The sequence below is a fragment of the Paenibacillus sp. PDC88 genome (genome assembly GCF_900106725.1).
GTDB lineage: Bacteria > Bacillota > Bacilli > Paenibacillales > Paenibacillaceae > Paenibacillus > Paenibacillus shunpengii.
On the sequence record NZ_FNNT01000002.1, the window covers coordinates 397,127 to 421,876 of the forward strand.

A 24,750-nucleotide genomic window follows, 5' to 3' on the forward strand; every position below is an offset into this window, starting at 1 on the left:
GAAAATGAGGAAAATTCTACTCACTTTATCATCACTTATGATTTTCTATTTTCTATTTACTAGTATATCTACGGTGTCCGCACTTTGGAATGAAGGATATCCCCCTGTTGGTGAACAACATGGGGTTACCCTAGCCCCTGATAATGGGGGGAACCCCGCTTTTAGAAAACAAACTCTAAAAGTCGAAGTAACAGGAGTAAGCAATCCGAATCCCGCTACAACTTGGACACAGGGAGATGAAGATCAATGGGTTGCGGTTAGGAATGAGGGAGCCGATCGAGAGACTACTAGTACGTATGTAGATAGAAATGGAGATAAATGGCCAGTTGCTAAGTATGTAACAGATAAGATAAATACTAGAGAATATGCACCTGAATCAATGACAGATGATGTAGGAAATTCATATAAACAGGAATTTATAGAAGGACTTGATCTCTTAAATGTATCTTACGTTGCGGGTAGTACATTCGCTTTTACAGAAAATCCACAATGGACAAGAGGTAATGTTTTTTCAATATTGAGCACCAAGACAGGTAAAGAGCCCACTAATGATGACTTATATGAGCATGTAGATCGTAGGGTATATAATATGAAACCGAATGGTGAACCTAAATATCAGGTGAAGTATGAGGTTCACTTAAAAATCGATTACACCGGCTTCATCAAAGAAATTAAAGAACTAAAAGTCGAAGAAGACATGACTATGGCCGTCGATGAGAAGAAGCCACTGTACGCAAAAGTTAAAACGACCCAGTATGATGGGACGGAATCAAGCTGGGTGGATGTTTCTTATCGGGACAGCGTAAAGTGGAGCTCGGATAACAAAGGGGTAGCCACTGTAGATGCTGCAGGCAGAGTGACGGCCGTTGGAGAAGGAACTGCTCGAATTACGGCGATCTGGGATAGTGAAGAAGGTCCATATCATCTATATGATTATGCCACGGTAACGGTTGGTGGTGATCCGGATGAAGAGCCGGAGCAACCAGGAGGAAAGGCTGCGTGTACTCCTACGATTAATCCACCTTCTCAAGGCTCCACTCCTGCAACGACTTTTATGGATCCTGGGGCTCAAGGACATATTCTAGCGGATGACGCCGCGAATGGTATTCATTTCGATGCGACGATCGGAATTCCCACCTCAGAGCACTTGTACGCCAACGCTTGGGCGTATCCATATCTGTACCAGCATACGTTTGGTCAGCAGAGAGGTACGATTACTTACGATTGTAACGCCGAGATCACCTATGTTCTGAAATGGGAGGAGGCACAGGATCCCGTACCTGATGAGGATGGGAATATGGTTGAAGTACCTCCAGAACCGAAGTCCGTATCTGAAAAGGTCAATTATCAATTTTCATTCGAAAGAGATTACTCTTATTGGACTGTGAATAACCTCGAGGTTTATGGTATTGAACAAGGAACGATGTCAAATTATGCGCTGCCCGGAAAGTCGGTAACGTTAAGGCCTAATGGATATACACCTCCTTCTGTGCAGCTCGCCAAGTCTGAGAATGTGGAGGAACATGTCATACCAAAAAACAGCGGCGCAATTAGCTTTACTCCAGATGAAGTCGATGGAGGAGACAGTAAGCCTTCACCGCCTGATGATACTTCGATATTGCTCGGAATGGCTGAAGCTCAGACTGGACCACCCGAAGTGAAGAATGATTCGCTCGATTTTACTTGGAAAGGGACAACCACCACTGTAATGGATGGGAGTACTGTAATTCAGAATGGACCTAGTCCGACGAAAATACCTCAAGCACCCAAGATCAGGTCCTATAAGGATAGCGGAGAGACCCTATTGTACGAGGATCAGCTTCTAATTAGCCAGAGCTTGCTGAATGAATCGGATGCCCCATCGACTGGAACTATTAATTATACAGTTATTCAGCCTGCGGTGGGGGGTGGAGGAACTCGTAGCTATCCAATAACCCCCATCAATGAGGTTACCGTACATACGCCTGTGGTGAACTACTCACTCGTCTCCGACGATCAGGCTCATAACCAGAAGACGAATCCGAACATGAATCGTTCAGCCTTAATTTTGGAGCGTCCGTTTAAAGTAAGAATTCCGACGGAAGGACAGCATACGAGCTATCCTGGATATGGAAACCGAGATTATGCGAAGTATTATCGGATCAAGCAGGTGAAATTCCCTTTTGATGTGTTCAGCCATGACAAATTACATTTCTATCCGCAAGGGACATGGATTAATGTACCGGCAGCCCAGCTCGATACGACCTTTTATCTTCCTGTATGGGTGGATGAAGGTGATTATCAGGTAGAATTCAGGAATATCGCGGAAAATGCACCTTCGGATTATAATGCTCAAGATGAGCAGGATGCTAACCTGAATCTTATACATCATATCGCAAGTGATGAGGTATCTGTTGAGGTCATTGGCCGGCTGTACGATTTTCGAATAACCGATATTGCGGACTACAGCTGGGAAAATGTATTCCGGACAACTGAGGGCAGCAGTGCTCCAACAGGCGTATCATATTGGGTAGGAACCTTGGGTATTGACGGTGATCCGAGAGGAATCGATGAGAAATTTACGACGCCGATCCGTCCGGGAAGCCATCCTGCCGAAGGGTACAAGAATGTAGCCATTAAGACAGGCTATCATTTCAAATTTGATTTCAAGACCAAAGGAAATATGTTTGGTCCCCAGGATGGAATTCGGATTACACCTAGCTTTTATTTCGTCACGAAGGATGGACAGACCCGAGTTCCTGTAGATCTCTATTACCATACGAAGGAGCAGAACTTTGTCCGGATCGGATCAGAAGAAGATCAGGTTCAGCGATATGTCGTTCTAAATGAACGACTGCGGAATGTGCCGGCAGGACAGCTTCAGGATACGGCAAGGTACAAATATCATCACGATGGCACCCTTCATACAGGCATGATTACCGAGAGTGCATACCAGAGCTATTATCAAGCGGTGTTTACCAAAATGAAAACCCCTGTAGGTGGATGGGATCTTCTAATGATTCCAGAGCAGTTGCGTACCTTTATTGGACCGAAGACAAATATACCGGCAACGGCAAGCAGTGATGTTCTTCGTGCGAACGCCTCAATCCAGCAGTGGTACGGTGAATATAGTCTGCCAGCCGAGCCTTATGTGGTGAGGCAAGGAACGAATATCGCAGAATATGCTAGGACGAATAGAGGAATTGACGAGAAGTCACCTATCTTCCTGAAGAACGGTTATATTATCGTAAACTTCAATCTGGAATCCATTCAGGAAGGAAAGGTTAATGCTCCGCATTTGCAGTATATCCATGCTCCTTTAATGAATCAGTGGAAGATGGAAGGATATCAAAACAGAGTCTTCGATGCATACGGTCAAGCCTTTAGCTTACTGGATGGAGATGTTGTGTTCTATCATGCCGATCAATCGAGCCGGGATGATTTCAGTCCACAGGTTCCACATTAATAACAACAGGAGAAGACCCGGCTTCGGGTCTTTTTTTCATTACATCATTAATCGCCCGCCTCCGGCTGTTCCCGATTGACTTCAATCCTAACATTGGGAGGCGGCCAAAATGGAATAGCGGATGCTATTTTTGCATTGACTCCCAAAATCTTAGTATCAGTGAGCCTTCAAATTATGCTAATATATCATATTAGATGGATTGAGCTTTAGAGATTTCAGCAAGCTTGAAAAGTTTGCATACATCTCTAATCTTCAATGAATATTCGATTAAATATCAGAGACTAAAGGCGAATGCCATACAAGATAGGAGTAACTGCATTATATGAGTTTATTGACTGTAGAAAATGTCAGCCACAATTTTGGAGATCGCACATTATTTAAAAACGTTTCTTTCCGCTTACTGGCGGGCGAGCATGTGGGATTGGTCGGTGCGAACGGCGTAGGTAAATCAACGCTGATGAATATTTTGACAGGACAGCTGCTGAAGGACAGCGGCAAAGTAGAGTGGACACCGAAAGTCCGCTACGGATACCTGGATCAGCATACCAAGCTGACACCGGGCAAAACCATTCGTGACGTATTGAAGGATGCCTTCCTGCCTTTACTTGAACTGGAAAAAGAAATGATGGTCATTACCGAGAAAATGGCGGATGCCTCTCCAGAGGAATTAGAGCTGCTGCTTGAAGAAATGGGCGAGATTCAAGAGCAGCTGGATATTGGTGATTTTTATTTGATTGATGTCAAAGTAGAAGAGATGGCGAATGGGCTTGGCCTGAATGCGATAGGACTTGACCGGGATGTATCAGCCCTAAGTGGTGGACAGCGGACGAAGGTGCTACTAGCCAAGCTGCTTCTTGAGAAGCCTAACGTTCTTCTCCTGGACGAGCCTACGAACTATTTGGATGTTGAGCATATTGAATGGCTGACTCGTTATTTGAAGGACTATCCATATGCCTTCATGCTGATCTCACATGATACAGAGTTTATGAATCAGGTCGTGAATGTCATTTATCATCTTGAATTTGCGAAGCTGACCCGTTATTCGGCGAACTATAACAAGTTCCTTGAGATGGCTGATATCAACAAGAATCAGCATATTGATGCTTACGAGAAGCAGCAGGAATATATTAAGAAGCAGGAAGATTTTATTCAGCGAAATAAGGCTCGATATTCAACCTCAGGACGGGCGAAGAGCCGTGAGAAGCAGCTGGATCGTATTGAACGCATTGATCGTCCTGAAGAAGCGGCCAAGCCGGTGTTTGGTTTCAAGGATGCCCGCGCAAGCGGCAAGACCGTATTTGAAGGCATCGATTTTGAGATTGGGTATGACTACCCACTGCTTCCCAAAATGACCATGACGATTGAGCGGGGAGATAAGATTGCCATTGTCGGATGTAACGGAGTTGGTAAATCCACGCTTCTCAAGACAATTCTCGGAAAAATTCCTGCGCTGAGCGGGAAGACTTATCTGGGGGATTTCCTATTCCCGGCTTATTTCGAACAAGAAGTACGTCCTGGCAAAATTACACCAATTGATGATGTATGGAATGAATTCTCTCATTTGAATCAGCATGAAGTACGTGCGCATCTTGCGCGCTGTGGTCTTAAGAATGAACATATTACAAGACCGCTGAACATGCTGAGCGGGGGAGAACAGGCCAAGGTACGTCTATGTAAGCTCATGATGCGCGAGACGAATTGGATTCTATTCGATGAGCCGACCAATCACTTGGATGTGGTAGCCAAGGAAGAGCTGAAGCGTGCACTCAAAGAATTCAAAGGCACGGTATTGCTCGTTTCCCACGAACCGGATTTTTATGAGGATTGGGTAACCAAGACCTGGAATGTAGAAGAATGGTCAACTAAAGTTTAAAATCCTAGTCAAGTTAAGACTTTCCAAATCCTTGCTTATGTGTTAACATATTCAACGTAATTCTACAACTGTATAGTAATTTCACTAGGGGGGCTGCACGTGAGCGGCTGAGATGGAATGAATCGATTCCGGACTCTTTGTACCTGATCTGGGTTATACCAGCGTAGGGAAGTGGGAACTGATAGGATGCTAGAGCGCAGGCTTCATGATTCATCGATAGTGATACGCTCTGTAGATTTCATGTATCAGTCTTTGTTGCATTTTATCAATGTAAACTTAACCACTTCCATTAGGAAGTGGTTTTTTTGTTGCTGCGATGGCTTGCGGGACATGCGGGGATTTACCCACAGGCTTGTTTTCTCAATAAGGAGGTGATCTATCATATTGAAGCCCGAATTTGAACTAGAACTACATGTGATCTCTCCCTCCTCATCCCCATCTGACTGGATTCCCATATTCTCTACCCTATGGCCTTATACGACGGCTGTACATATCCGGGATAAAATCAGCAACGTGAAGGAAATCGAACAGTTCATAAATACCCTGATCCTTCATCACATTCCAGTGAGTAAGATAGGGCTTAATCGTCAAGAGGATCTGGTATACGAGTATGAGCCAGCCATTCTCCAAATCGGGATGAAGGAGCTTTATCAGATCGAGTCTCTCAAGAGCTCTATGACAAGACGTGGGATCACAAAGACACGTATTGGCGTATCTGTCCATTCCCTCCAGGAGGCAAAGCAGGCTGAGCACCTGGGAGCTGATTTTTTATTGTACGGTCATATTTATCCTTCCTCTAGTAAGCCGGGTGCTGCTCCGAGAGGAGTCGTCTCATTACAGCGGGTTTGTATGGAGGTGCATATTCCGGTTATTGCGATAGGAGGAATTAAGCCGACAGATATTGATGAACTCGTTAATGCAGGAGCATCAGGTATCGCTGTGATATCCGGAGTGATGAATGCAGCAGATCCGCTTGGTGCAGTGCAAGAATATCATCAAGCACTTTGTCGTTATGGAACGATCAAGTAAGGAGGAAGACGGATATGCAAGATTACGAGCAAAACGTGGATACCGCTCGCAGGTCAGAGTTTATCGTGGTTGGCGGAGGGATTATCGGTTCAGCCATTGCTTATTTCTTGGCAAGGGATGGTAAGGATGTTCTGCTGTTGGAGGGAGAGGGGATGGCATCGGGAGCTTCAGGAGCTGCTGCAGGTATGCTGGCGCCGCATTTAGAATCATTCGCAGTTCCTGCGCTAAAAAATTTGGCTGAACGCAGTCTTAAGCTAATCAAACCTTTAATTGATGATTTATCCGCTCTAACTCCTATCGATGTCGCATTGAATAGTGCTGGTTTTGTCTCACCGTTTATGAATGATTCTATGGAATCCATGAAAACGGATTATCAAGAGTACTGGAATCCACTCAAGCTTAGAAGGGAGATTCCCGCGATCTGTGACCAAGCAGAAGGCGCTTATTATTATCCTGATCAGCTTCAGCTGCTGCCTGCCCAATTGAATAGAGCTCTGATTGATGGAGCTAGGGTCAAAGGTGCACGTTATCTGGAGCAACAGCCCGTGGTTTCACTTAATATTCGGAATGGAAACGTTTGTGGTGTCGAAACATCAACAGGAAGCTACGCTTGTGACAACATCATTATCGCATCAGGACTCGGACTGGGTATCAGAGGGGGGCTGTCCAGCCTGGGGATCGATCTTCCTACAGTAGCTGTCAAAGGTGAAATTGTAGCCGTTTACTCACCTGAGATCAGATTGGATTATACCATTTATACACATGATGTTTATCTTGTACCTAAGCCAGGAGGGGAGATATGGATTGGGGCGACGAGCCTCCCTTTTCATAACGATAAGACGGTATCAGTAAAAGGAATACTTCAACTGCTCCAGAAGGGAAGCAAATGGATTCCGCAGCTTGAACACGCTGCTTATGCTCGTTGCTGGGCAGGACTCAGACCACAAACGATCGATGGATTGCCTTATATCGGCCAGTACAAAGGGATTACAGGATTATATATTGCGGCAGGGCATTATCGTAATGGAATTCTTCTAAGTGCAGTAACAGGAGAAATGATCAGCAGACTTGTCGCAGGTGAGAGTGAAGAAGAACTCGGAATAACCGAATTCTCACCTATGCGAAGCTTGGAGAAAGGCAGGTTGGTTCATTGAAGCTAGTCATTAACGGACAATATAAGCCAATTGACGATTCTATTATCTCGGTTAGCGATTTAATAGATTCTCTTGAGTTAGGTGTCAAAACGGTGGTGGTTGAGTGGAATGATCAAATATTAACAAAAGATTTGCATTCCACAACGAAGCTTACAGACGGAGACAAGATCGAGATCGTTCATTTTGTGGGAGGCGGTTAATGATGCTTAATATTGGAAATTATAGCTTTGGTTCACGGCTGTTATTAGGTACAGGTAAATTTGATGATCTGCATGTTCAGCGTAAAGCAGTTGAGATCTCCGAGACGGAAGTGCTTACTTTTGCAGTACGCAGACTGAATCTTGAGAAGAAGGATGAACCGCATTTTCTGGATCAGCTCGACTTATCCAAGTATACATTATTGCCGAATACGGCTGGAGCAAGAACGGCGGAGGAAGCTGTGAAAATAGCCAGACTAGCAAAAGCCTCTGGACTATGTGATATGATTAAGGTAGAAGTGATCGGGGATCAGACAACACTACTTCCAGACCCGCTGGAAACATATACAGCCTGCGAAACACTGCTTGCAGAAGGGTTTATTGTACTGCCATATATTTCGGACGATGTAATGCTTGCAAAGAAATTGCAGCAGCTGGGTGTTCACGCGATTATGCCGGGAGCATCCCCAATAGGTTCAGGACAAGGACTTAATAATCCGAGGGCACTGGAGCTGATCATTGAACAGGCGGCTGTTCCTGTTATCGTCGATGCAGGTATTCGTTCTCCTCGGGATGCATCCTATGCAATGGAGCTGGGGGCGGATGCCGTTCTACTGAACTCCGCAGTGTCTGGAGCAGGAGACCCTGTGAAAATGGCGGAAGCGATGAAATACGCGGTATGGGCCGGAAGGAAGGCCTACGAGTCTGGAATGATCCCGGTCAAACGCTACGCATCGGCAAGCAGTCCGATGGAAGGGATGATTCATACGTGAATAGACAGGATTTGAGCACAAATGCGTTAACCATACCTGATCGATACTCGAGACAGGAGCTGTTCGCGCCATTTGGCAAAGAAGGACAGCAGAAGCTGAAAAACAGCCATGTGGTCGTTGTTGGAGCAGGGGCACTTGGAACGGGAATTGCGGAAACGCTGGTTCGTTCGGGCGTAGGTCGTATAACGATCGCTGACCGTGACTATGTTGAATGGAGCAATCTCCAGAGACAGCAGTTGTTCAGTGAAGCAGATGCAATGTCCCGTCTTCCTAAAGCGATTGCTGCCGAGAACCGGCTTCGGCTTATTAATTCGGAAGTGCATATTAATGCTTATGTTCTGGATGTAGGCGCAGAGGAATTAGAAGAATTGATTACAGGCTCGGATCTGATCATGGATGCCACCGATAATTTCGATACCCGTCTGATCATTAATGATATCGCCCAAAAGCACAGTACGCCTTGGATATATGGGGGGTGTGTCGGCAGCTACGGTATTACATATACCATTTTACCTGGGAGAACCCCTTGCCTGAATTGTCTGCTGGGTGAGGTCCCGCTTGGTGGAGACACATGCGATACGGCAGGAATTCTTCCGCAGGCGGTCCAGATGGTCACTGCGAATCAGACAGCTGAGGCGTTCAAGCTCCTTACCGGAAACGATGAGGCGCTGAGAAGAAAGCTTCTTTCTTTTGACATGTGGCGCAATGAATATACTACGATTGGTGTTGATCTGGCGAAAAATCCGAGCTGCCTCTCCTGCGGGCATGAGAGAACATATCCTTATCTAAGTGCAGCAAATACCGATCGAACCGATGTGTTGTGTGGGAGGGATACGGTACAGATCAGGCCTGCACGCAGAAGAGAGCTTAACCTGCAAGAAACAGCCGATCGTTTGCGCGGTCTTGATCAAGGCAAGGTTGATGTGAATCCTTTTCTTGTCTCTTTTCAGCTAAAAGAAAAGGTTCGACTGGTCATTTTCAAGGATGGAAGAGCGCTGGTTCATGGAACGAAGGATGTAGCGGAAGCACGAACGATTTATCATCGATATTTTGGCTGACTCAATATAGCTGTAAAACAAAACAAAAATCCATTCCGAATCGAATGGATTTTTGTTGTTAGATTTAATCCTTGCTCTGAATGACAAGCAGAATGCCTTCCTTAATGCGAATCGTTCCTTTTGAGTTCACAATTTGATTGCTGATCCCTAGTGAATCCCCGATGGACAATACTGCGCCCGACAGAGGGTACATAAAGCCATCCAGATCAATACCGCGAACCTCAGTCGTTAAAGGGATTAGAGATATGTAGTCATATTCGCTTTTATGTATAGTAAGACAAGAATCCATTGCAGTAATCAGGTTGTTACGGTTTATGATACTGCAGCGTACACCTTGCTTGAGGGTCTTGGATAAGATCTGTATATTCGCCAGCGTATGATCGAGTCTCGAGCCTGTTGCGCCAAAAATAACAATTTCGGCTGGATGAAATGAGTAGGCATATTTTAGAGCAAGCTCTGTGTCAGACAGGTCCTTGTCAATGGGATCACACCTGACGACTTGGTGACTGTATTCTTCAATGCGTCTATATTGCTCCTCCGATACAGAATCAAAATCTCCAACCGCAATCGTAGGCTTGAGCTGCTGATTGACTAAGTACCAAGCGCCGTAATCGGCACCAATTAAGATGTCGTCTGCATTCAGCTTCTCAATATATTCCTCATGAAGCTCCCCGCCTGTAAAGATGGCAACTCGTGTGTTCAGCATTTGGTCACTTCCTTGCTACTTGTTATTCTTTTGAGTATAGTCCACAAATAAAGGTTGCACAAATGGATCGCCCTTGACTACAATGATACAAGTATTGAATATGACTTAATGAGTGAGGTATAGATCGTAAGTGGAAATGAATGTGTTTGAGATCTTTAGTATTATAGGCACAATTGCTTTTGCCATGTCCGGGGCGTTCGTTGCGATGGAAGAGGATTATGATATATTAGGCGTCGTCGTTCTCGGTATGGTTACGGCATTTGGCGGCGGAGTCATACGAAATATATTGATTGGTGTCCCCGTTACTACCTTGTGGAGTCAAGGCACGTTTATTATGCTTGCATTGTTCTCGATAGCAATCGCATTTATTCTGCCAAACTCATGGATCGGGCATTGGAAGAAGACAGAAATGTTCTTTGACGCGATAGGCTTATCGGCATTTGCCATTCAAGGCGGACTCTATGCTGCGGATATGAATCATCCGATCAGTGCGGTGATTGTTGCAGCAGTGTTAACAGGGATTGGCGGCGGAATTATTAGAGATCTGCTGGCTGGACGCAAGCCGCTGGTGCTCAGAGATGAAATTTATGCAGTGTGGGCTATTCTTGCCGGCTTGATGATTGGACTTCATATTGCGGAAGATACAGTAAGTTTACTCATTTTGTTTAGTTTGGTTGTCTTCTTCCGTATGCTATCTGTCCACTATCGATGGAGGCTGCCGAAGCGTACGCTGCAGACGGTTGAGAATGAAGCTCCGGTTACACCAAGCAAGCAGCACACTATGAATAAATAATATATTTGTTGATATAGCGTGGAAGAAGGGAAGAGTGCAAGAAATGATTCGTGTATTATTCGTATGCTTAGGCAATATTTGCAGATCTCCGATGGCCGAGGCTATTTTTCGCCACAAAGTAAAAGAGAGAAATTTAGAGAAACACATTCTCGTTGATTCTGCTGGAACAGGGGACTGGCATATTGGAAAGCCTCCTCATGAAGGGACACAAAAGATTTTAAATCTGCATTCGGTTAGTTTTGAAGGGATGACCGCAAGACAGGTTACAAACAGCGACTTCGGTTCCTTCGATTATATCGTGTGCATGGATAACTCGAATGAGCGAAATGTCCGTAAATTACCCGGTGCAGAACAAGCAAATATATTAAAATTCATGGATTTCCTTCCTGATGAGACACATAGAGAGGTGCCGGATCCATACTACACAGGGAATTTTGATGAAGTGCATAGACTGATTGATTTGGGGAGCGACGTGCTGCTGGATAGAATTACGACAGAGAAGTTGAAATAAAAACAGGCCGGCTCAAGGCAGAGCCGGTTTTTTTGTGTCAACAATTGGTGTATGATAGAACCTGGAATGTAAACGTTAACAAAGATTATGGGCAAATCGGGGAGGAAGAAGAGTTTCTCCTGAGCCGGATCTGTTTTTAGAACAGCTGTTGTGAACTACCTCATCCCCACACCCGTAGTGAATGTATTATTGTTTATCGAGGAAGTATTCGAGCGCGTCGGGCAGCTCATTTTGCCAGAAGCCCCACTGATGGCGGCCGTCTTTTTCTGTATACTTCACTTTTGCACCACGCTCTTCTAACAACTCACGAGTATCCTGATTCATTTCTACGAAGTTGAAGATGCCATGATCCGTCTCGAAGCGGTCTTCTTGCAGTCCCACGATCATCCAGATGCTGAGCCATGACAGATCGGTGGACTGTGCATACAGCTCTTGGGATTCGGGGTAAAAGGCACCGGACAAGCTGATAACCTTGCTGAACATTTCTGAATACATAAGCGCAATGTGAAGCGAAACACTGCCGCCGAGAGAGTCCCCGGCAAGAATTCTTTCCTCTTTTGTACGCCGAACCGGATATTTTTGCTCGATATAGGGAATGATTTCTTTCGCAAAGGCAGAAGTGTAAGCCTCAAATTGTTCTCCAAAAGGGGCATACTCCTGAGTACGAGTTTTTATGTCAACTTCAACGCCGACAATGATAAAAGGCTCTACACCTTCATCTAAGATCAAACGATTGGCGGTAGTAGCTATACGGCCGAAGTTGAAAAACTCCTCACCGTCCTGACAGTAGACGACAGGATAGCTTAATACTTCATTGTAGCCCGGCGGGAGGTAGATCCGGAGATTTCTTTTTGCGTTTAAAAACCGGCTTTCAATTTCATCCTTCAGGATGGTTCGTTTCAAATAGCGAGAATCCGTCATAAATCGTCACCTTTCTTCGTCTATGTTTTGCATTCGTTTTAACAATAAGATAAGATTAACCCTAGTTGCTCGGCTAGTACAAGCAACAGGTTTTTTCCACAACTGTTATACTAATATAAAACAACTGTTATACATACAAACAAAAGAAAAACTTGAAAAAATCAACGTTTATCTTTGACGTATGTGACAAAACAGGTGTATAATAATTCTATAACAGCGGAACTTGATATTCAAATTTTTTGTTGAGGTGAAGAAAAAAATGAGCAAGGTTCCTTATGAAGTTTATACAGAGGATGTAGAGGCTCTCTCCGTATTGTCTCCTGACGGTGAAATCGTTAACAAAGACAAAATGCCTGAGCTGTCCGATGATCAATTGAAAGAAATTATGTACCGTATGGTATTTACACGTACTTGGGACGACCGCGCAGTTAACCTGGGCCGCCAAGGGCGTCTTGGATTCTACGCTCCAGTATCCGGTCAAGAAGCTTCCATGATCGGCAGTGAGTTTGCCATTGAGAAAGAAGATTACGTAGTACCTGGCTACCGCGACATTCCGCAGCTTGTATGGCACGGTCTTCCGCTGTATCAAGCCTTCTTGTACTCCCGTGGACATCAACATGGTGGTCAAATTCCTGACGGCGTAAACGTTATGATGCCGCAAATCATCATCGGTGCTCAAATTTTGCATGCGATGGGTATTGCTATGGGCTTTAAACTGAAAAACCAAAAGAACGTTGCGATCACTTACACGGGTGACGGCGGTTCTTCTGAAGGTGACTTCTACGAAGGTCTGAACTATGCAGGTCGTTTCAAGCTGCCGGTTATTTTCTTCGTACAAAACAATGGCTATGCCATCACAACACCTTTCTCCAAACAAACTGCAGCTCTGTCTATTGCACATAAAGCAGTAGCAGCTGGTATCAAAGGCATCAAAGTTGACGGAATGGACGTATTCGCAGTAATCACCGCTGTTAGAGAAGCTGCTGAACGTGCTCGCAATGGAGAAGGCGCTACTTTGATTGAAGCAGTGACTTACCGCTACCGTCCGCATTCCCTGTCTGACGATGCTTCCAAATATCGTACAAAAGACGAAGAAGGCGAGTGGAACGAAAAAGATCCAATCAATCGTCTTGCTAAGTACCTGGAGAAAAAAGGTCTCTGGACTGAAGAAGATACAGCTCGCGTGAAAGATGAAGCGAAAGCGAAAGTGAACGATGAAATCAAACGCGCTGAGAAAACAGAAAAAATGACAATCCCTGGCTTGATTGACAGCATGTTCGAGCATACTCCAAAACATCTGGAAGAGCAAAAAGCTGATTTTCAATAAAACTTTGGTGTAAGTAATCGTTCCGCTGACCCGGAACTCATATAGGCACGAACTGTTAAATGTTTAAGGAGGATATGAAGCAATGGCACAAATGAACATGAAAGAAGCAATCCGCGACGCCATGCGCGTCGAGCTTAAACGCGATCCGAATGTCTTGATTTTCGGTGAAGACGTGGGTAATGTCGGCGGTGTATTCCGTGCGACGGAAGGTTTGCAAAAAGAATTCGGCGAAGAGCGCGTATTTGATACACCACTTGCAGAGTCCGCTATCGGTGGTCTGGCAGTAGGTCTTGGTGTGACGGGCTTCCGTCCAGTTGCAGAGATCCAATTCGTAGGTTTTATTTTTGAAGCACTTGACCAAATGGCGGTTCAAGCTGCACGTATGCGTTACCGCTCCGGCGGCCGCTACAACTCCCCGATCGTGTTCCGTACACCTTTCGGCGGCGGCGTAAAAGCAGCTGAGCTTCACACAGACTCCCTCGAGGGTTTGCTCACGCAAACACCGGGTATTAAAGTAGTAGTTCCTTCTAACCCTTATGATGCAAAAGGTCTTCTGATTGCGTCTATCCGTGATAACGATCCAGTATTCTTCATGGAGCACTTGAACCTGTACCATGCTTTCCGTGCAGAAGTTCCAGAAGAAGATTACACAGTAGAGCTTGGTAAAGCGAACGTGGTACGTGAAGGTTCTGACGTAACGATTATCGCTTACGGTATGATGGTTCACACTTCTGTTAAAGCAGCTGAAGAACTGGAAAAAACAAAAGGAATCAAGGCAGAAGTTATCGATCTTCGTACGATCAGCCCGATCGACATCGATACCATCCTTGAGTCCGTTAAGAAAACAAACCGTGCTATCGTGGTTCAAGAAGCTCAAAAGAGCTCAGGCGTAGCAGCTGAAGTCATTGCCCAAATCAATGAAAAAGCGATCCTGCACCTGGAAGCACCTGTACTTCGTGTGGCTGCTCCTGACACGGTTTATGCATTCGCTCAAATTGAGGACTCTTGGCTCCCAACTCCTAATCGCGTAATTGATGCGGTTAACAAAGTACTCGAATTCTAATAATTAGATGAACGAATGGACGAATCGTTCGTCCTAAACAGCATAAGGAGCTGAAGTATCAGCTCCTTATGTACAGTTCTTCTATGTAGTCATCTAAAGTAGGAGGTAATACAAGTGGCAAAATTTAATTACAAGTTCCCTGAGCTCGGTGAAGGTCTTCACGAAGGCGAGATCATCAAAATGCACATCAAACCAGGTGATAAAGTAACTGACGACGATATCATCATGGAAGTACAAAATGACAAGGCAGTCGTAGAAGTTCCTTGTCCAGTTAACGGTACAGTACAAGAAGTATTCGCTAAAGACGGCGACATCTTCACTGTAGGTGCTGTTGTGGCTGTAATTGATGCAGAAGGCGATATTCCTGAACAAGAGGAAGAAGAGCAAGCATCTCAAGAAGCTGACGCAGCTAAAGGCGGAGCTGATACAACTTCTTCTCCTGCAGCAAGCAGCCCAAGCGAAGCAAAAGAAGGCGGAGAGAAAGAAGTATCTTCTGCATCTGCAAAAGAAGTTCTGGCAACTCCAAGCGTTCGCAAATTTGCTCGTGAGCAAGGCGTTAACATCGCTGAAGTTACAGGTACTGGCAACAACGGTAAAGTAACGAAAGAAGATGTTGAAGCATTCAAAAATGGCGGCGGTCAAGCAGCTTCTGCACCAGCAGCATCTGCAGCTGAAGAAACGAAAGAAGCAGCTAGCGCACCGGCAGCAGCAGCGAATGCTCGTGCTGAAGAAGAGCGTGTACCATTCAAAGGTATCCGTAAAGCTATTTCCAATGCGATGGTTAAATCTGCATACACAGCACCACACGTTACAATCATGGACGAAGTGGATGTAACTGAGCTGGTTGCTTTCCGTACTCGCATGAAGCCAATCGCTGAGAAAAAAGGTACAAAAGTAACTTACTTGCCATTCATCGTCAAAGCACTTATTGCAGCTACTCGTGAGTTCCCTGTAATGAACGCAATGATCGACGAGCAAGCTAACGAAATTGTTTACAAAAAATACTACAACATCGGTATCGCTACAGATACAGACAACGGTCTGATCGTACCTGTTATCCATGACGCAGATCGTAAGAGCATCTGGATGATCGCGGACAGCATCCGTGATCTTGCTTCCCGCGGCCGTGATGGCAAACTGTCCCCTAACGAAATGAAGGGCAGCACAATTTCCATCACGAACATTGGTTCCGCAGGCGGTATGTTCTTCACTCCGATCATCAACTTCCCTGAAGTTGCAATCCTCGGAACTGGACGTATCAGTGAAAAAGCGGTAGTTAAAGACGGTCAAGTGGTAGCAGCTCCTGTTATGGCTCTGTCCCTAAGCTTCGACCACCGTATTATCGATGGTGCAACAGCTCAAAACTTTATGAACTACATTAAATCCCTGCTCGCTAATCCCGAGCTGCTGGTAATGGAGGTATAAAAACATGGTAGTAGGAGACGCTTCTCTCGATATTGATACTCTAGTCATTGGTGCTGGCCCTGGTGGTTATGTTGCTGCAATTCGTGCGGCACAGCTTGGACAAAAAGTGCTTATCGTTGACAAATCCGAGCTTGGCGGTGTGTGTCTGAACCGCGGTTGTATTCCTTCCAAAGCTTTGATCTCTGCAGCACATGCATTTGAGAATGCAAAACACGCGGATCAATTCGGTGTAACTGCTGAGAATGTAACAGTGGACTTTGCAAAAACTCAAGAATTCAAAAACGGCGTTGTTAAAAAGATGACTGGCGGCGTAAGCTCCCTTCTTAAAGGCAACAAAGTTGAAATATTCAACGGTGAGTGCATGTTCATTAACGAAAACGAAGCGCGTGTATTCAATGATCATGAATCTCCGCGTTACCGTTTCAAAAATGCAATCATTGCAACAGGTTCCCGTCCAATCGAACTGAAGCCATTCCCGTTTGGCGGACGCATTCTGTCCTCAACAGAAGCTCTGAACCTGCAAGAAGTACCTGGAAGCATGATCGTTATCGGCGGCGGCTACATTGGTGCTGAGCTGGGTCAAATGTACTCCAAATTCGGAACGAAAGTAACTATCATCGAAGGTATGGATACAGTGCTTCCTGGATTTGACAAAGACATGACTACGCTTGTTGCGAAGAACATGAAGAAAACAGGCATCGAAATCGTAACGAATGCAAAAGCAGAAAGTGCTGAGCAAACGGATAAAGATGTTACTGTTAAATACAGCGTAAACGGCGAAAGCAAAGAAATTACAGCTGACTACCTGCTCGTAACTGTAGGACGTCGTCCTAATACAGATGGTGAGCTTGGTCTGGATCTGATCGGTGTTGAAACAGACGAGCGCGGCTTCGTTAAAGTTGACAACCAAGGTCGTACTAACCATAAGCACATCTTCGCAATCGGCGACATCGTTGCAGGTCTTGCACTTGCACACAAAGCTTCTTACGAAGGTAAAGTAGCAGCAGAAGTTATCGCAGGAATGCCGTCTGTTGTTGATTATAAAGTAATGCCAGCAGTTGTGTTCACGGATCCTGAGTGCTCCAGCGTGGGTTACACGGAAAAAGAAGCAAAAGAGAAAGGATACAAAGTTAAATCCGGTAAATTCTCTTATGCAGGTAACGGTCGTGCCGTTTCCCTTGGACATCCTGAAGGCTTCGTGAAGCTGGTTGCTGACGAAGAAACAGGTCTTGTACTGGGCGGACAAATCGTTGGTCTGGAAGCTTCAAACCTGATTGCTGAAATCGGTCTTGCGATTGAGATGGGTGCTACGCTTGAGGATATTTCCTTGACGATTCACGCGCATCCAACACTTGGTGAAATCGTAATGGAAGCATCTGAAGTGGTACTGGGTCATCCAATCCACACAATGGTACGTTAATTAGTCACACTAAAGTTTCATTCATTAAACAGCATGCATTGATTTGGAGGCAAGAGAGCCATTCGTTCTCTTTGCCTCTTTTTTTCTGCTGACTGACCATGTTCCACATGGTAAACTGTTAAAATAGTGAATCCAATTCATAATACCTTTAGCTGCTTTATGAAATAGATTCTAGTGTTTTTACTATGATATAAATGACATCACATATTGAACTTCTATACTTATGGAATGGTTACTCAGAAAGGGGCAAGGTTTGTTGTGAAGGACTATCAAGAGCTGCTTAGAGATATTTTAGAGCATGGAGTTAAAAAAGAAGATCGCACCGGAACCGGCACGATCTCTGTCTTTGGACGTCAACTTCGGTTTGACCTGTCGAAGGGATTTCCGCTTGTTACCACCAAGCGTATACATCTTAAATCCGTCATCCATGAGCTGCTATGGTTTATTAGTGGGGATACGAATATCCGGTATCTCAAAGAAAACGGAGTTCGGATCTGGGATGAATGGGCCGATGAGAATGGAGATTTAGGACCTGTATATGGCTCACAATGGAGAGCCTGGGAGACTCCAGATGGGAAGTTTATTGACCAGATTGCGAATGTCATTGATTCAATTAAAAACAATCCGGATTCCAGAAGACATATTGTCAGTGCCTGGAACGTAGCCGAGATTGAGCATATGAAGCTGCCACCGTGCCATTTTGTGTTTCAATTCTATGTAGCCGGAGGCAAGCTGTCCTGTATGTTAACGATGCGTTCGGTTGATACCTTCCTGGGACTTCCATTTAATATTGCAAGCTATGCACTTCTGACACATATGGTCGCACAGCAATGTGACCTCGAAGTCGGCGATTTTGTATGGTCTGGTGGAGATGTTCATATTTATCTGAACCACCTGGAGCAAGTGAACACTCAGCTGGCGCGTGAGCCGTACCCATTGCCAACGCTTGTTATTAAACGCAAGCCGGATTCTATCTTCGACTATAAATATGAAGATTTTGAGTTTGAGAATTATGAGCATCATCCGGCCATTAAGGCACAGGTATCTGTCTGATTAGAATAGGAGGTGTACCATGGGAATTACGATGATATGGGCGATGAGCGCTAACGGTGTAATTGGCAGGGACAATGGCATGCCTTGGCGGCTTCCGAAGGATATGGATTTTTTCAAAGCACAGACCACTGGGCACACCATCATCATGGGCCGTAAAACCTGGGAATCCCTTAGGGGCAGAGCACTGCCTAATCGCCGAAATGTTGTGCTTACTCGTCAAGCGCTGGTGCTTCCGGGTGCAGAAGTGATTCATTCGGTTATGGAGGGTGTTGAGCTTGCGAAAGAAGAGGAATTGTTCGTCATTGGCGGTGCCAAGGTATATGAGGAGTTTCTACCTTATGCAGATCAGCTCATCGTCACCCGAATTCGTGAAACGATCGATGGAGACACCTACATGCCCGATATCAACTGGGATGAGTGGGATTTGATGGAAGAGATCCAAGGTGAGAAAGATGAGAAAAATCCATATGAGTTTTCGTTCCAATTTTATAGAAAAATCGTGTGAACAACTTAAGTGGTATGTTGGTACAAACACTTTTTGTGAAAACCCTGATAAATAAAATCGATCATAAGTTGACGCGATTTGTGATGAATAATACAAATTATTGTGCGCATAGTCCATTTAACATCAGGATTTGCGGGTGCTACTATAGTTGAAATATAGATTTAGGTGAGTTTCTGAATGTTGTTCTATGATAGGGATAATAGCTGTTTGTACATAAGGATTAAAAATTCGTTATTCCGATAAGTACAAATTATGCTTTTTTGTGATACAATAGTCAAAAACTCTACACGAACTGTCAACTATAGCGCTATTGTTCGGATTTTATAGGATAGCCCGTATCGTTGATGCAGATGAGAATGGATGGGGGAAATTGTAACATGTCTACACCTACAGGATTTATGGAGTATAAAAGACAGCTGCCGGCTGACAGACCTCCCGAAGAGCGGATTAAGGACTGGGAGGAATTCCACAAGCACATGTCAGAAGAAGAACTCCGTACTCAAGGTGCACGATGCATGGATTGCGGAACACCTTACTGTCACACCGGAATCGATATGATCGGGGGAACTTCAGGCTGCCCGGTGCACAACCTGATCCCTGAATGGAACAATCTTGTTTACCGTGGTCTCTGGAAGGAAGCGCTTGACCGTTTGCATAAGACGAACAATTTCCCTGAGTTTACGGGTCGAGTGTGCCCTGCCCCTTGCGAAGGTTCTTGTACGGTGGGCTTGATTGGTCAGCCTGTAACGATCAAGACGATAGAGGAAGCTATTATTGAAAAAGGATTTGAAGAAGGCTGGGTCGTTCCGAATCCGCCTGAAAAACGGACGGGCAAACGTGTAGCAGTCGTTGGATCAGGTCCTGCGGGACTTGCAGCAGCTGCACAGCTGAACAAAGCCGGGCATTTCGTGACGGTCTATGAGCGTGCTGATCGCGTCGGCGGACTGTTGACTTATGGTATTCCTAGCATGAAGCTGGATAAAGGTGTTGTAGAACGCCGTGTGAATCTGCTAAAAGCAGAAGGTATTACGTTCATTACGAATACGGAGATTGGTAAGGATATCTCTTCCCAGGAGCTTACGGAGCAGTATGATGCAGTTGTATTGTGCGGAGGAGCGACGAAGCCGCGGGAGTTCAATATTGAAGGAAGCGAGCTTAATGGTGTACATTATGCGATGGACTTCTTGAATGGAACGATCAAGAGCTACCTGGATTCCAATCTTGCCGACGGGAACTATATTTCTGCAGAAGGCAAGAAGGTCATCGTCATTGGCGGCGGCGATACGGGATCTGACTGCGTTGCCACTTCACTGCGTCATGGCGCCAAAAGCGTGACTCAATTCGGTACTCATGATAAGGCACCGCTTGAACGTGATCCGATTACGAATCCTTGGCCGCAATTCCCTAACGTGTACACGCTCGATTATGCTCAAGAAGAAGCAAAAGCCGTATTTGGCAACGATCCGCGTGAATTCTCCATCATGACAACCAAATTTGTCGGTGACGAGAAGGGTAACCTGAAGGAGCTGCATACCGTACAAATTCAGCGTATCGTCGATGAAACAGGCCGCAAAATCTACCAGCCGATCGAAGGCACGGAGCGCGTCTTTGAAGCGGATCTCGCTTTTATCGCCATTGGTTTTGATGGACCGGAGCAAACGATTCCTCAGCAGCTCGGACTGGAAACGACTCGGCGTTCGAATGTCAAAGCCCGCTATGGCAAATATACGACGAATGTGGATAAAGTATTTGCAGCAGGTGACATGAGACGTGGACAAAGCCTTGTCGTATGGGCGATTAACGAGGGACGCGAAGCCGCTCGTGAAGTGGATAAGTACCTGATGGGCTCCACTGTTCTTGTATAATTTATAACTTTGTAACAGAGATATTGCTATTATCTTTATCATCATATCAGCCCCTATCGAACCTTTCCCAGGTTCATAGGGGTTTTTGCTTCTTCCTTAACTTGATGTTCTCGTTTTATGAAAAGTTTGTCTTATTGTACTGCGTCGCTGTAGCGTAGGACATGGAATGGTCTTGAAGGAGCGAAGCGTGCGTTTTTGTTTGTTGATATTCACTGCTAATATTAATTAATAATATCAAGAAACAATTGGCGCCCGGAAGGACCATCCATGGACGAAGCGGTCATGCGAGCACCAGCAATCATGCTTGAAACTTACGAAACATCAAGTTTTCTGCTATAATGAGGTTACTTAGAAGCAAGGAGCTTCCGTCAAAATATGAGGGAAGCTCCTTTTTGGCTCGTACAGGGCTAAATTAGGGAGGAACGGACGGATGAAGACGCTCATAATCGCGGAAAAGCCCGACATGGGACGAACGATAGCAGCCGTGGTGGAACCGCGTGCCAAAAACAACCGAACGTATCTGGAGGGAGAAAGGTACATCATTACTTGGGCGATTGGCCATCTGCTGGGACTGGCTCAGCCGGAGGCATATGACTCCAAGTATAAGAGATGGAGTATAGATGATCTGCCCATCATACCGGATCGATTCAAGATTGTACCGAATCCGAAGACGAAGGATCAGCTCAAAACCATTGGGGAGCTCGCGCGAAGGGCGAATCTGATCATCAATGCGTGTGATGCAGGGCGTGAGGGTCAGTATATATTCGACCTCATTCAGCAGCAGCTTAAGCTGAACCAGCCTGTTAAGCGGCTATGGATTTCGGATTTGACCGCAGAGAGCATTAAACGCGGCTTCGACCAGCTGCATGACGCGTCGGATTTCTATCATTTGACGGAAGCGGCAAGAGCACGGAGCGAGGCAGATTGGTTGATTGGGATGAATGCATCTAGAGCCTTTACCACTAGACATAATGCTCTTCTGTCCGTCGGCAGAGTACAAACTCCTGTTCTTGCTCTTATTTATGACCGGGAGAAGGAAATTGAAGCATTTGACTCGCAGACTTACTACGAAGTCGCAGCCACCTTCAAGCAGGACAAGACGGAGTATCGAGGGGTATGGCAAGGAGATCGGTTGACATCGAGTGAGACAGCCCAGAATATAGCGGACAAGGTTAAGGGTAAGCCGGGTCGCATTGCCAAATACGATGTGAAGAATACGAAGGAATATCCGTTTAAGCTGTATGACCTGACACTATTGCAGCGAGAGGCCAACGCCAAGTTTGGTTTTCCTGCCAAAAAAACATTGGATATTGCTCAGGCACTGTATGAGAAGCACAAGATTATTTCTTACCCGCGGACGAATTCGAATTATGTGACCGAGCAAAATATTGATGGCATGCAGAAGACACTTCAGCTTCTAAAAAATGGGCCATATGCCGAGCTGGCGGGAGGAGCGAATCCTTCACTCGTGCACAAAGGTAATCGAAGCGTCTGCAATCCGCAGCGGGTCGAGGATCATCACGCGATTTTGCCAACACTTAAAAAAGCAGGCTCCTTAAGTAAGGATGAGAATCAGATTTATGATCTGATCGTGCGCCGTTTTCTATCCCATTTCTATCCTCCGGCAGAGTATAAGCAGCATACCGTGTTTACGGAAGTGGAAAAAGAGACCTTCAAAACGAATGTGAAGGAGCTGCTCTCCTTAGGCTGGAAGGTTGTTCTGCCACCCGAGGATACCGCTGCCAAGAAGCGCCGCAGTAAGAAAGACGGGGAAGATGAGGAGCAGGAGGAGCATACGTCTGAACCTTTCCATCTGAACAAAGAGCAGCCGGTCTCATGCAAGAAGAGCGAAATGAAGGAGAAGCAAACCCAGCCGCCTAAGAGCTACACAGAAGGAACTCTGCTGAAAGCGATGGAAAGTGCAGGGAAGCAGATTGAAAATGATGAGCTTCGAGATGCAATGAAGGATGCAGGTCTGGGAACACCAGCGACAAGAGCGGCGACTATTGAACGGCTTAAACAGGTTGGTTACATCCAGCTGACGGGCAAGAAGATGACGATTACGCAAAAAGGACGCACCGCTATAGAATTAATACGCAGTGCAGGAGTCGATCTGCTCGCTTCTCCCGAAATGACAGGACAATGGGAGCGCAGGCTGAATCAAATATCCAAGGGCGAGGCTGCACAGGACAAGTTCATGGACAATGTTAAACGGTTCACGATCTCCATTATTGAGAAGGTCCGTGTTCAGCAGCCTGCAGCAAAGGACGCTTTTGGTGATGAGGATATGAAGAAGAGAGGCAGAGGAAGCCGCAGCACTAAGGGCACCAAGCGAGGGACAAGCGTGTCAGCATCAGCTGGTTCGAGTACAATGTCTACGTCGAATACTTCCTCTACATCCAAAGGAAGTTCAGCTTCCCGAGTATCGACTACTCCAAATGCTCCTTCGGCAACCCGCACAACGACTACAGCCAAGACTTCTAGTAGGCGCACCGCACTCGGCAGCTGCCCGCGCCCGGGCTGCGGCGGGACGATCATTGAAGGCCGGAAAGGATATGGCTGCAGTCATTTCAAGCAAGGCTGCGGATTTGTCATATGGAAGGATTTTGCCGGCAAACAAATCTCAGAGAAGATGCTTGAGTCCTTACTATCCAAAGGCAAGACACAGCTGCTATCATTCAAGACAAGTACAGGAGCTGTCAATAAAGCCAGAGTGGTACTGGCAGACGCAGCATCTGGGAAGTTGACGCTAGAGCGTGAGTAGTAGCAGTTGATCCCGGATCAAACGAGTACCTAACCCACATTACAAAAAGAACTGTCTCACTCCCCAAACAGCAATCTTGAATGGGAGAGGACAGTTCTTTTTTAAATTACGCCTTAATTTTGCAGACCGGATAAGTATCCTTGAATTACATCAGGAACATCGACCAGCTTTTTGATCGTGTATAAGGAATAATTGTCCGGCTTGTTCAGCTGAATTACGTTATATTGCCATTCCACGTCCTGCTCGATGTAGATTGCATGGATTCCTGCAGTTATTGCAGGCTCAATATCCGTACGCAGCGAGTTACCAATCATCCAGGTGACGGAGCGGTCAAAATTCCCCTTCTGCATGATGGCTTCGAGTGCCTCGATATTTTTATGCTTCGTAATGTAGATTCGATCATCAAAGTACTCGCCAAGCTTCATTTGGTCGATTTTGCGCTGTTGGATCATACGCTCTCCACCTGTATACAGATGGAGCATATGACCCTGGTCACGGAGCAGCTCCAGCGTTTCTACCATGCCAGGATAAGCTTCAACCTCCTGTTCGTATACGCTCATACCAAGCGATTGGAGCTGGGCCTGTTCATCCTGGTCAATGGCTCTGTGAACTTTTTTGGAGAAAAATACGTATGTATCAATCAGGGATTGTGGAAAGTGCTGGGAGGCGAAGCCGAAAATTTTAACCCCGGACACATCGATCTCTATTTGCTTCGATCTCACTTCATCAATCGTAATGTTGTAATCGCAAAACCATTCCTGCATGAGTTCGTAAAACGCACCGAGCGTTAAATTGAAGTATTTGTTGCAGTGTATGAGTGTATCGTCAAGATCAAATATAATCTGCTGCGGTACGTAGGATTTCATTA

General features: G+C 45.6%; 20 protein-coding genes and 1 riboswitch. Of the genes, 17 read left to right on the forward strand and 3 right to left on the reverse strand.

What is annotated here, in order from left to right:
• The first annotated feature begins 4 nt into the window (after window positions 1-4).
• From BLW49_RS08450 to BLW49_RS08480, 7 genes are all read left to right on the forward strand, one after another.
• The gene (locus BLW49_RS08450) at window positions 5-3,445 is read left to right on the forward strand and encodes a DUF5704 domain-containing protein (protein ID WP_090724068.1); all 3,441 of its coding nucleotides are present in this window, start codon (window positions 5-7) and stop codon (window positions 3,443-3,445) included.
• 322 nt (window positions 3,446-3,767) lie between these two features.
• On the forward strand, window positions 3,768-5,318 hold the full coding sequence (locus tag BLW49_RS08455) for an ABC-F family ATP-binding cassette domain-containing protein (protein WP_090724070.1): 1,551 nt from the start codon (window positions 3,768-3,770) through the stop codon (window positions 5,316-5,318).
• 76 nt (window positions 5,319-5,394) lie between these two features.
• A riboswitch (TPP riboswitch) is annotated at window positions 5,395-5,505 on the forward strand.
• A gap of 197 nt (window positions 5,506-5,702) precedes the next feature.
• Complete coding sequence (locus tag BLW49_RS08460) at window positions 5,703-6,347, forward strand: thiamine phosphate synthase (RefSeq protein ID WP_090724072.1); 645 nt, start codon at window positions 5,703-5,705, stop codon at window positions 6,345-6,347.
• Window positions 6,348-6,361: 14 nt separating this feature from the next.
• Window positions 6,362-7,501, forward strand: a complete 1,140-nt coding sequence (gene thiO / locus BLW49_RS08465; protein ID WP_090724074.1) for a glycine oxidase ThiO — start codon at window positions 6,362-6,364, stop codon at window positions 7,499-7,501.
• A complete protein-coding gene (thiS, locus tag BLW49_RS08470; RefSeq protein ID WP_076312766.1) occupies window positions 7,498-7,701 on the forward strand; it encodes a sulfur carrier protein ThiS in 204 nt (67 codons plus the stop codon). Before thiO ends, thiS begins: the two co-directional genes overlap by 4 nt.
• 2 nt (window positions 7,702-7,703) lie before the next feature.
• Window positions 7,704-8,471, forward strand: a complete 768-nt coding sequence (locus BLW49_RS08475; RefSeq protein ID WP_090724519.1) for a thiazole synthase — start codon at window positions 7,704-7,706, stop codon at window positions 8,469-8,471.
• Entirely contained in the window at window positions 8,468-9,529 is a 1,062-nt protein-coding gene (locus BLW49_RS08480; protein ID WP_305728140.1) for a thiazole biosynthesis adenylyltransferase ThiF, read from the forward strand. The genes BLW49_RS08475 and BLW49_RS08480 overlap by 4 nt, the downstream gene beginning before the upstream one ends.
• Window positions 9,530-9,593: 64 nt before the next feature.
• On the opposite strand, the gene BLW49_RS08485 is transcribed toward BLW49_RS08480, so the two are convergent.
• Complete coding sequence (locus tag BLW49_RS08485) at window positions 9,594-10,235, reverse strand: thiamine diphosphokinase (RefSeq protein ID WP_090724077.1); 642 nt, start codon at window positions 10,233-10,235, stop codon at window positions 9,594-9,596.
• A 136-nt stretch (window positions 10,236-10,371) separates the two neighbouring features.
• On the opposite strand from BLW49_RS08485, the gene BLW49_RS08490 reads away from it, so the two are divergent.
• Entirely contained in the window at window positions 10,372-11,028 is a 657-nt protein-coding gene (locus tag BLW49_RS08490) for a trimeric intracellular cation channel family protein (RefSeq protein ID WP_090724521.1), read from the forward strand.
• A 43-nt stretch (window positions 11,029-11,071) separates the two neighbouring features.
• Window positions 11,072-11,539 (forward strand): low molecular weight protein-tyrosine-phosphatase, encoded by a 468-nt coding sequence (locus BLW49_RS08495; RefSeq protein WP_076312763.1) that lies wholly within the window; start codon window positions 11,072-11,074, stop codon window positions 11,537-11,539.
• Between the two features lie 186 nt (window positions 11,540-11,725).
• On the opposite strand, the gene BLW49_RS08500 is transcribed toward BLW49_RS08495, so the two are convergent.
• Window positions 11,726-12,460, reverse strand: a complete 735-nt coding sequence (locus tag BLW49_RS08500; RefSeq protein WP_076312762.1) for an alpha/beta hydrolase — start codon at window positions 12,458-12,460, stop codon at window positions 11,726-11,728.
• A gap of 259 nt (window positions 12,461-12,719) precedes the next feature.
• Here BLW49_RS08500 and pdhA point away from each other — a divergent pair, with 259 nt between their 5' ends.
• The 8 genes from pdhA (at window position 12,720) to BLW49_RS08540 (ending at window position 23,882) form a co-directional block, all read left to right on the forward strand.
• Window positions 12,720-13,787 (forward strand): pyruvate dehydrogenase (acetyl-transferring) E1 component subunit alpha, encoded by a 1,068-nt coding sequence (gene pdhA, locus BLW49_RS08505; RefSeq protein ID WP_047910617.1) that lies wholly within the window; start codon window positions 12,720-12,722, stop codon window positions 13,785-13,787.
• An 82-nt stretch (window positions 13,788-13,869) separates the two neighbouring features.
• Complete coding sequence (locus BLW49_RS08510; protein ID WP_076312761.1) at window positions 13,870-14,850, forward strand: alpha-ketoacid dehydrogenase subunit beta; 981 nt, start codon at window positions 13,870-13,872, stop codon at window positions 14,848-14,850.
• 114 nt (window positions 14,851-14,964) lie between these two features.
• Window positions 14,965-16,275, forward strand: coding sequence for a dihydrolipoamide acetyltransferase family protein (locus BLW49_RS08515; protein WP_090724079.1), 1,311 nt, complete (start codon window positions 14,965-14,967; stop codon window positions 16,273-16,275).
• Between the two features lie 4 nt (window positions 16,276-16,279).
• Complete coding sequence (gene lpdA, locus BLW49_RS08520; RefSeq protein ID WP_076312759.1) at window positions 16,280-17,695, forward strand: dihydrolipoyl dehydrogenase; 1,416 nt, start codon at window positions 16,280-16,282, stop codon at window positions 17,693-17,695.
• A gap of 258 nt (window positions 17,696-17,953) precedes the next feature.
• Window positions 17,954-18,748: a thymidylate synthase gene (locus BLW49_RS08525; RefSeq protein WP_090724080.1), complete on the forward strand. Its 795-nt coding sequence runs from the start codon at window positions 17,954-17,956 to the stop codon at window positions 18,746-18,748.
• 19 nt (window positions 18,749-18,767) lie between these two features.
• Window positions 18,768-19,253: a dihydrofolate reductase gene (locus BLW49_RS08530; RefSeq protein ID WP_090724082.1), complete on the forward strand. Its 486-nt coding sequence runs from the start codon at window positions 18,768-18,770 to the stop codon at window positions 19,251-19,253.
• Window positions 19,254-19,630: 377 nt separating this feature from the next.
• Window positions 19,631-21,118, forward strand: coding sequence for a glutamate synthase subunit beta (locus BLW49_RS08535; protein ID WP_076312756.1), 1,488 nt, complete (start codon window positions 19,631-19,633; stop codon window positions 21,116-21,118).
• 430 nt (window positions 21,119-21,548) lie between these two features.
• On the forward strand, window positions 21,549-23,882 hold the full coding sequence (locus tag BLW49_RS08540) for a type IA DNA topoisomerase (RefSeq protein ID WP_090724083.1): 2,334 nt from the start codon (window positions 21,549-21,551) through the stop codon (window positions 23,880-23,882).
• 113 nt (window positions 23,883-23,995) lie between these two features.
• Here BLW49_RS08540 and BLW49_RS08545 read toward each other — a convergent pair whose 3' ends face one another.
• Window positions 23,996-24,748 carry an HAD family hydrolase gene (locus BLW49_RS08545; protein WP_090724084.1) on the reverse strand — a complete coding sequence of 251 codons (753 nt, stop codon included), beginning with the start codon at window positions 24,746-24,748 and terminating at the stop codon, window positions 23,996-23,998.
• Window positions 24,749-24,750: the final 2 nt, after the last annotated feature.

Bases quoted from the DNA above. Each gene is read 5' to 3' on its own strand.
- BLW49_RS08450 (WP_090724068.1), top strand. From the start codon at position 5: ATGAGGAAAATTCTACTCACTTTATCATCACTTATGATTTTCTATTTT.
- BLW49_RS08455 (WP_090724070.1), top strand. From the start codon at position 3,768: ATGAGTTTATTGACTGTAGAAAATGTCAGCCACAATTTTGGAGATCGC.
- thiO (WP_090724074.1), top strand. From the start codon at position 6,362: ATGCAAGATTACGAGCAAAACGTGGATACCGCTCGCAGGTCAGAGTTT.
- BLW49_RS08475 (WP_090724519.1), top strand. From the start codon at position 7,704: ATGCTTAATATTGGAAATTATAGCTTTGGTTCACGGCTGTTATTAGGT.
- BLW49_RS08485 (WP_090724077.1), bottom strand. From the start codon at position 10,235: ATGCTGAACACACGAGTTGCCATCTTTACAGGCGGGGAGCTTCATGAG.
- BLW49_RS08490 (WP_090724521.1), top strand. From the start codon at position 10,372: ATGAATGTGTTTGAGATCTTTAGTATTATAGGCACAATTGCTTTTGCC.
- BLW49_RS08495 (WP_076312763.1), top strand. From the start codon at position 11,072: ATGATTCGTGTATTATTCGTATGCTTAGGCAATATTTGCAGATCTCCG.
- BLW49_RS08500 (WP_076312762.1), bottom strand. From the start codon at position 12,460: ATGACGGATTCTCGCTATTTGAAACGAACCATCCTGAAGGATGAAATT.
- pdhA (WP_047910617.1), top strand. From the start codon at position 12,720: ATGAGCAAGGTTCCTTATGAAGTTTATACAGAGGATGTAGAGGCTCTC.
- BLW49_RS08510 (WP_076312761.1), top strand. From the start codon at position 13,870: ATGGCACAAATGAACATGAAAGAAGCAATCCGCGACGCCATGCGCGTC.
- lpdA (WP_076312759.1), top strand. From the start codon at position 16,280: ATGGTAGTAGGAGACGCTTCTCTCGATATTGATACTCTAGTCATTGGT.
- BLW49_RS08530 (WP_090724082.1), top strand. From the start codon at position 18,768: ATGGGAATTACGATGATATGGGCGATGAGCGCTAACGGTGTAATTGGC.
- BLW49_RS08535 (WP_076312756.1), top strand. From the start codon at position 19,631: ATGTCTACACCTACAGGATTTATGGAGTATAAAAGACAGCTGCCGGCT.
- BLW49_RS08540 (WP_090724083.1), top strand. From the start codon at position 21,549: ATGAAGACGCTCATAATCGCGGAAAAGCCCGACATGGGACGAACGATA.
- BLW49_RS08545 (WP_090724084.1), bottom strand. From the start codon at position 24,748: ATGAAATCCTACGTACCGCAGCAGATTATATTTGATCTTGACGATACA.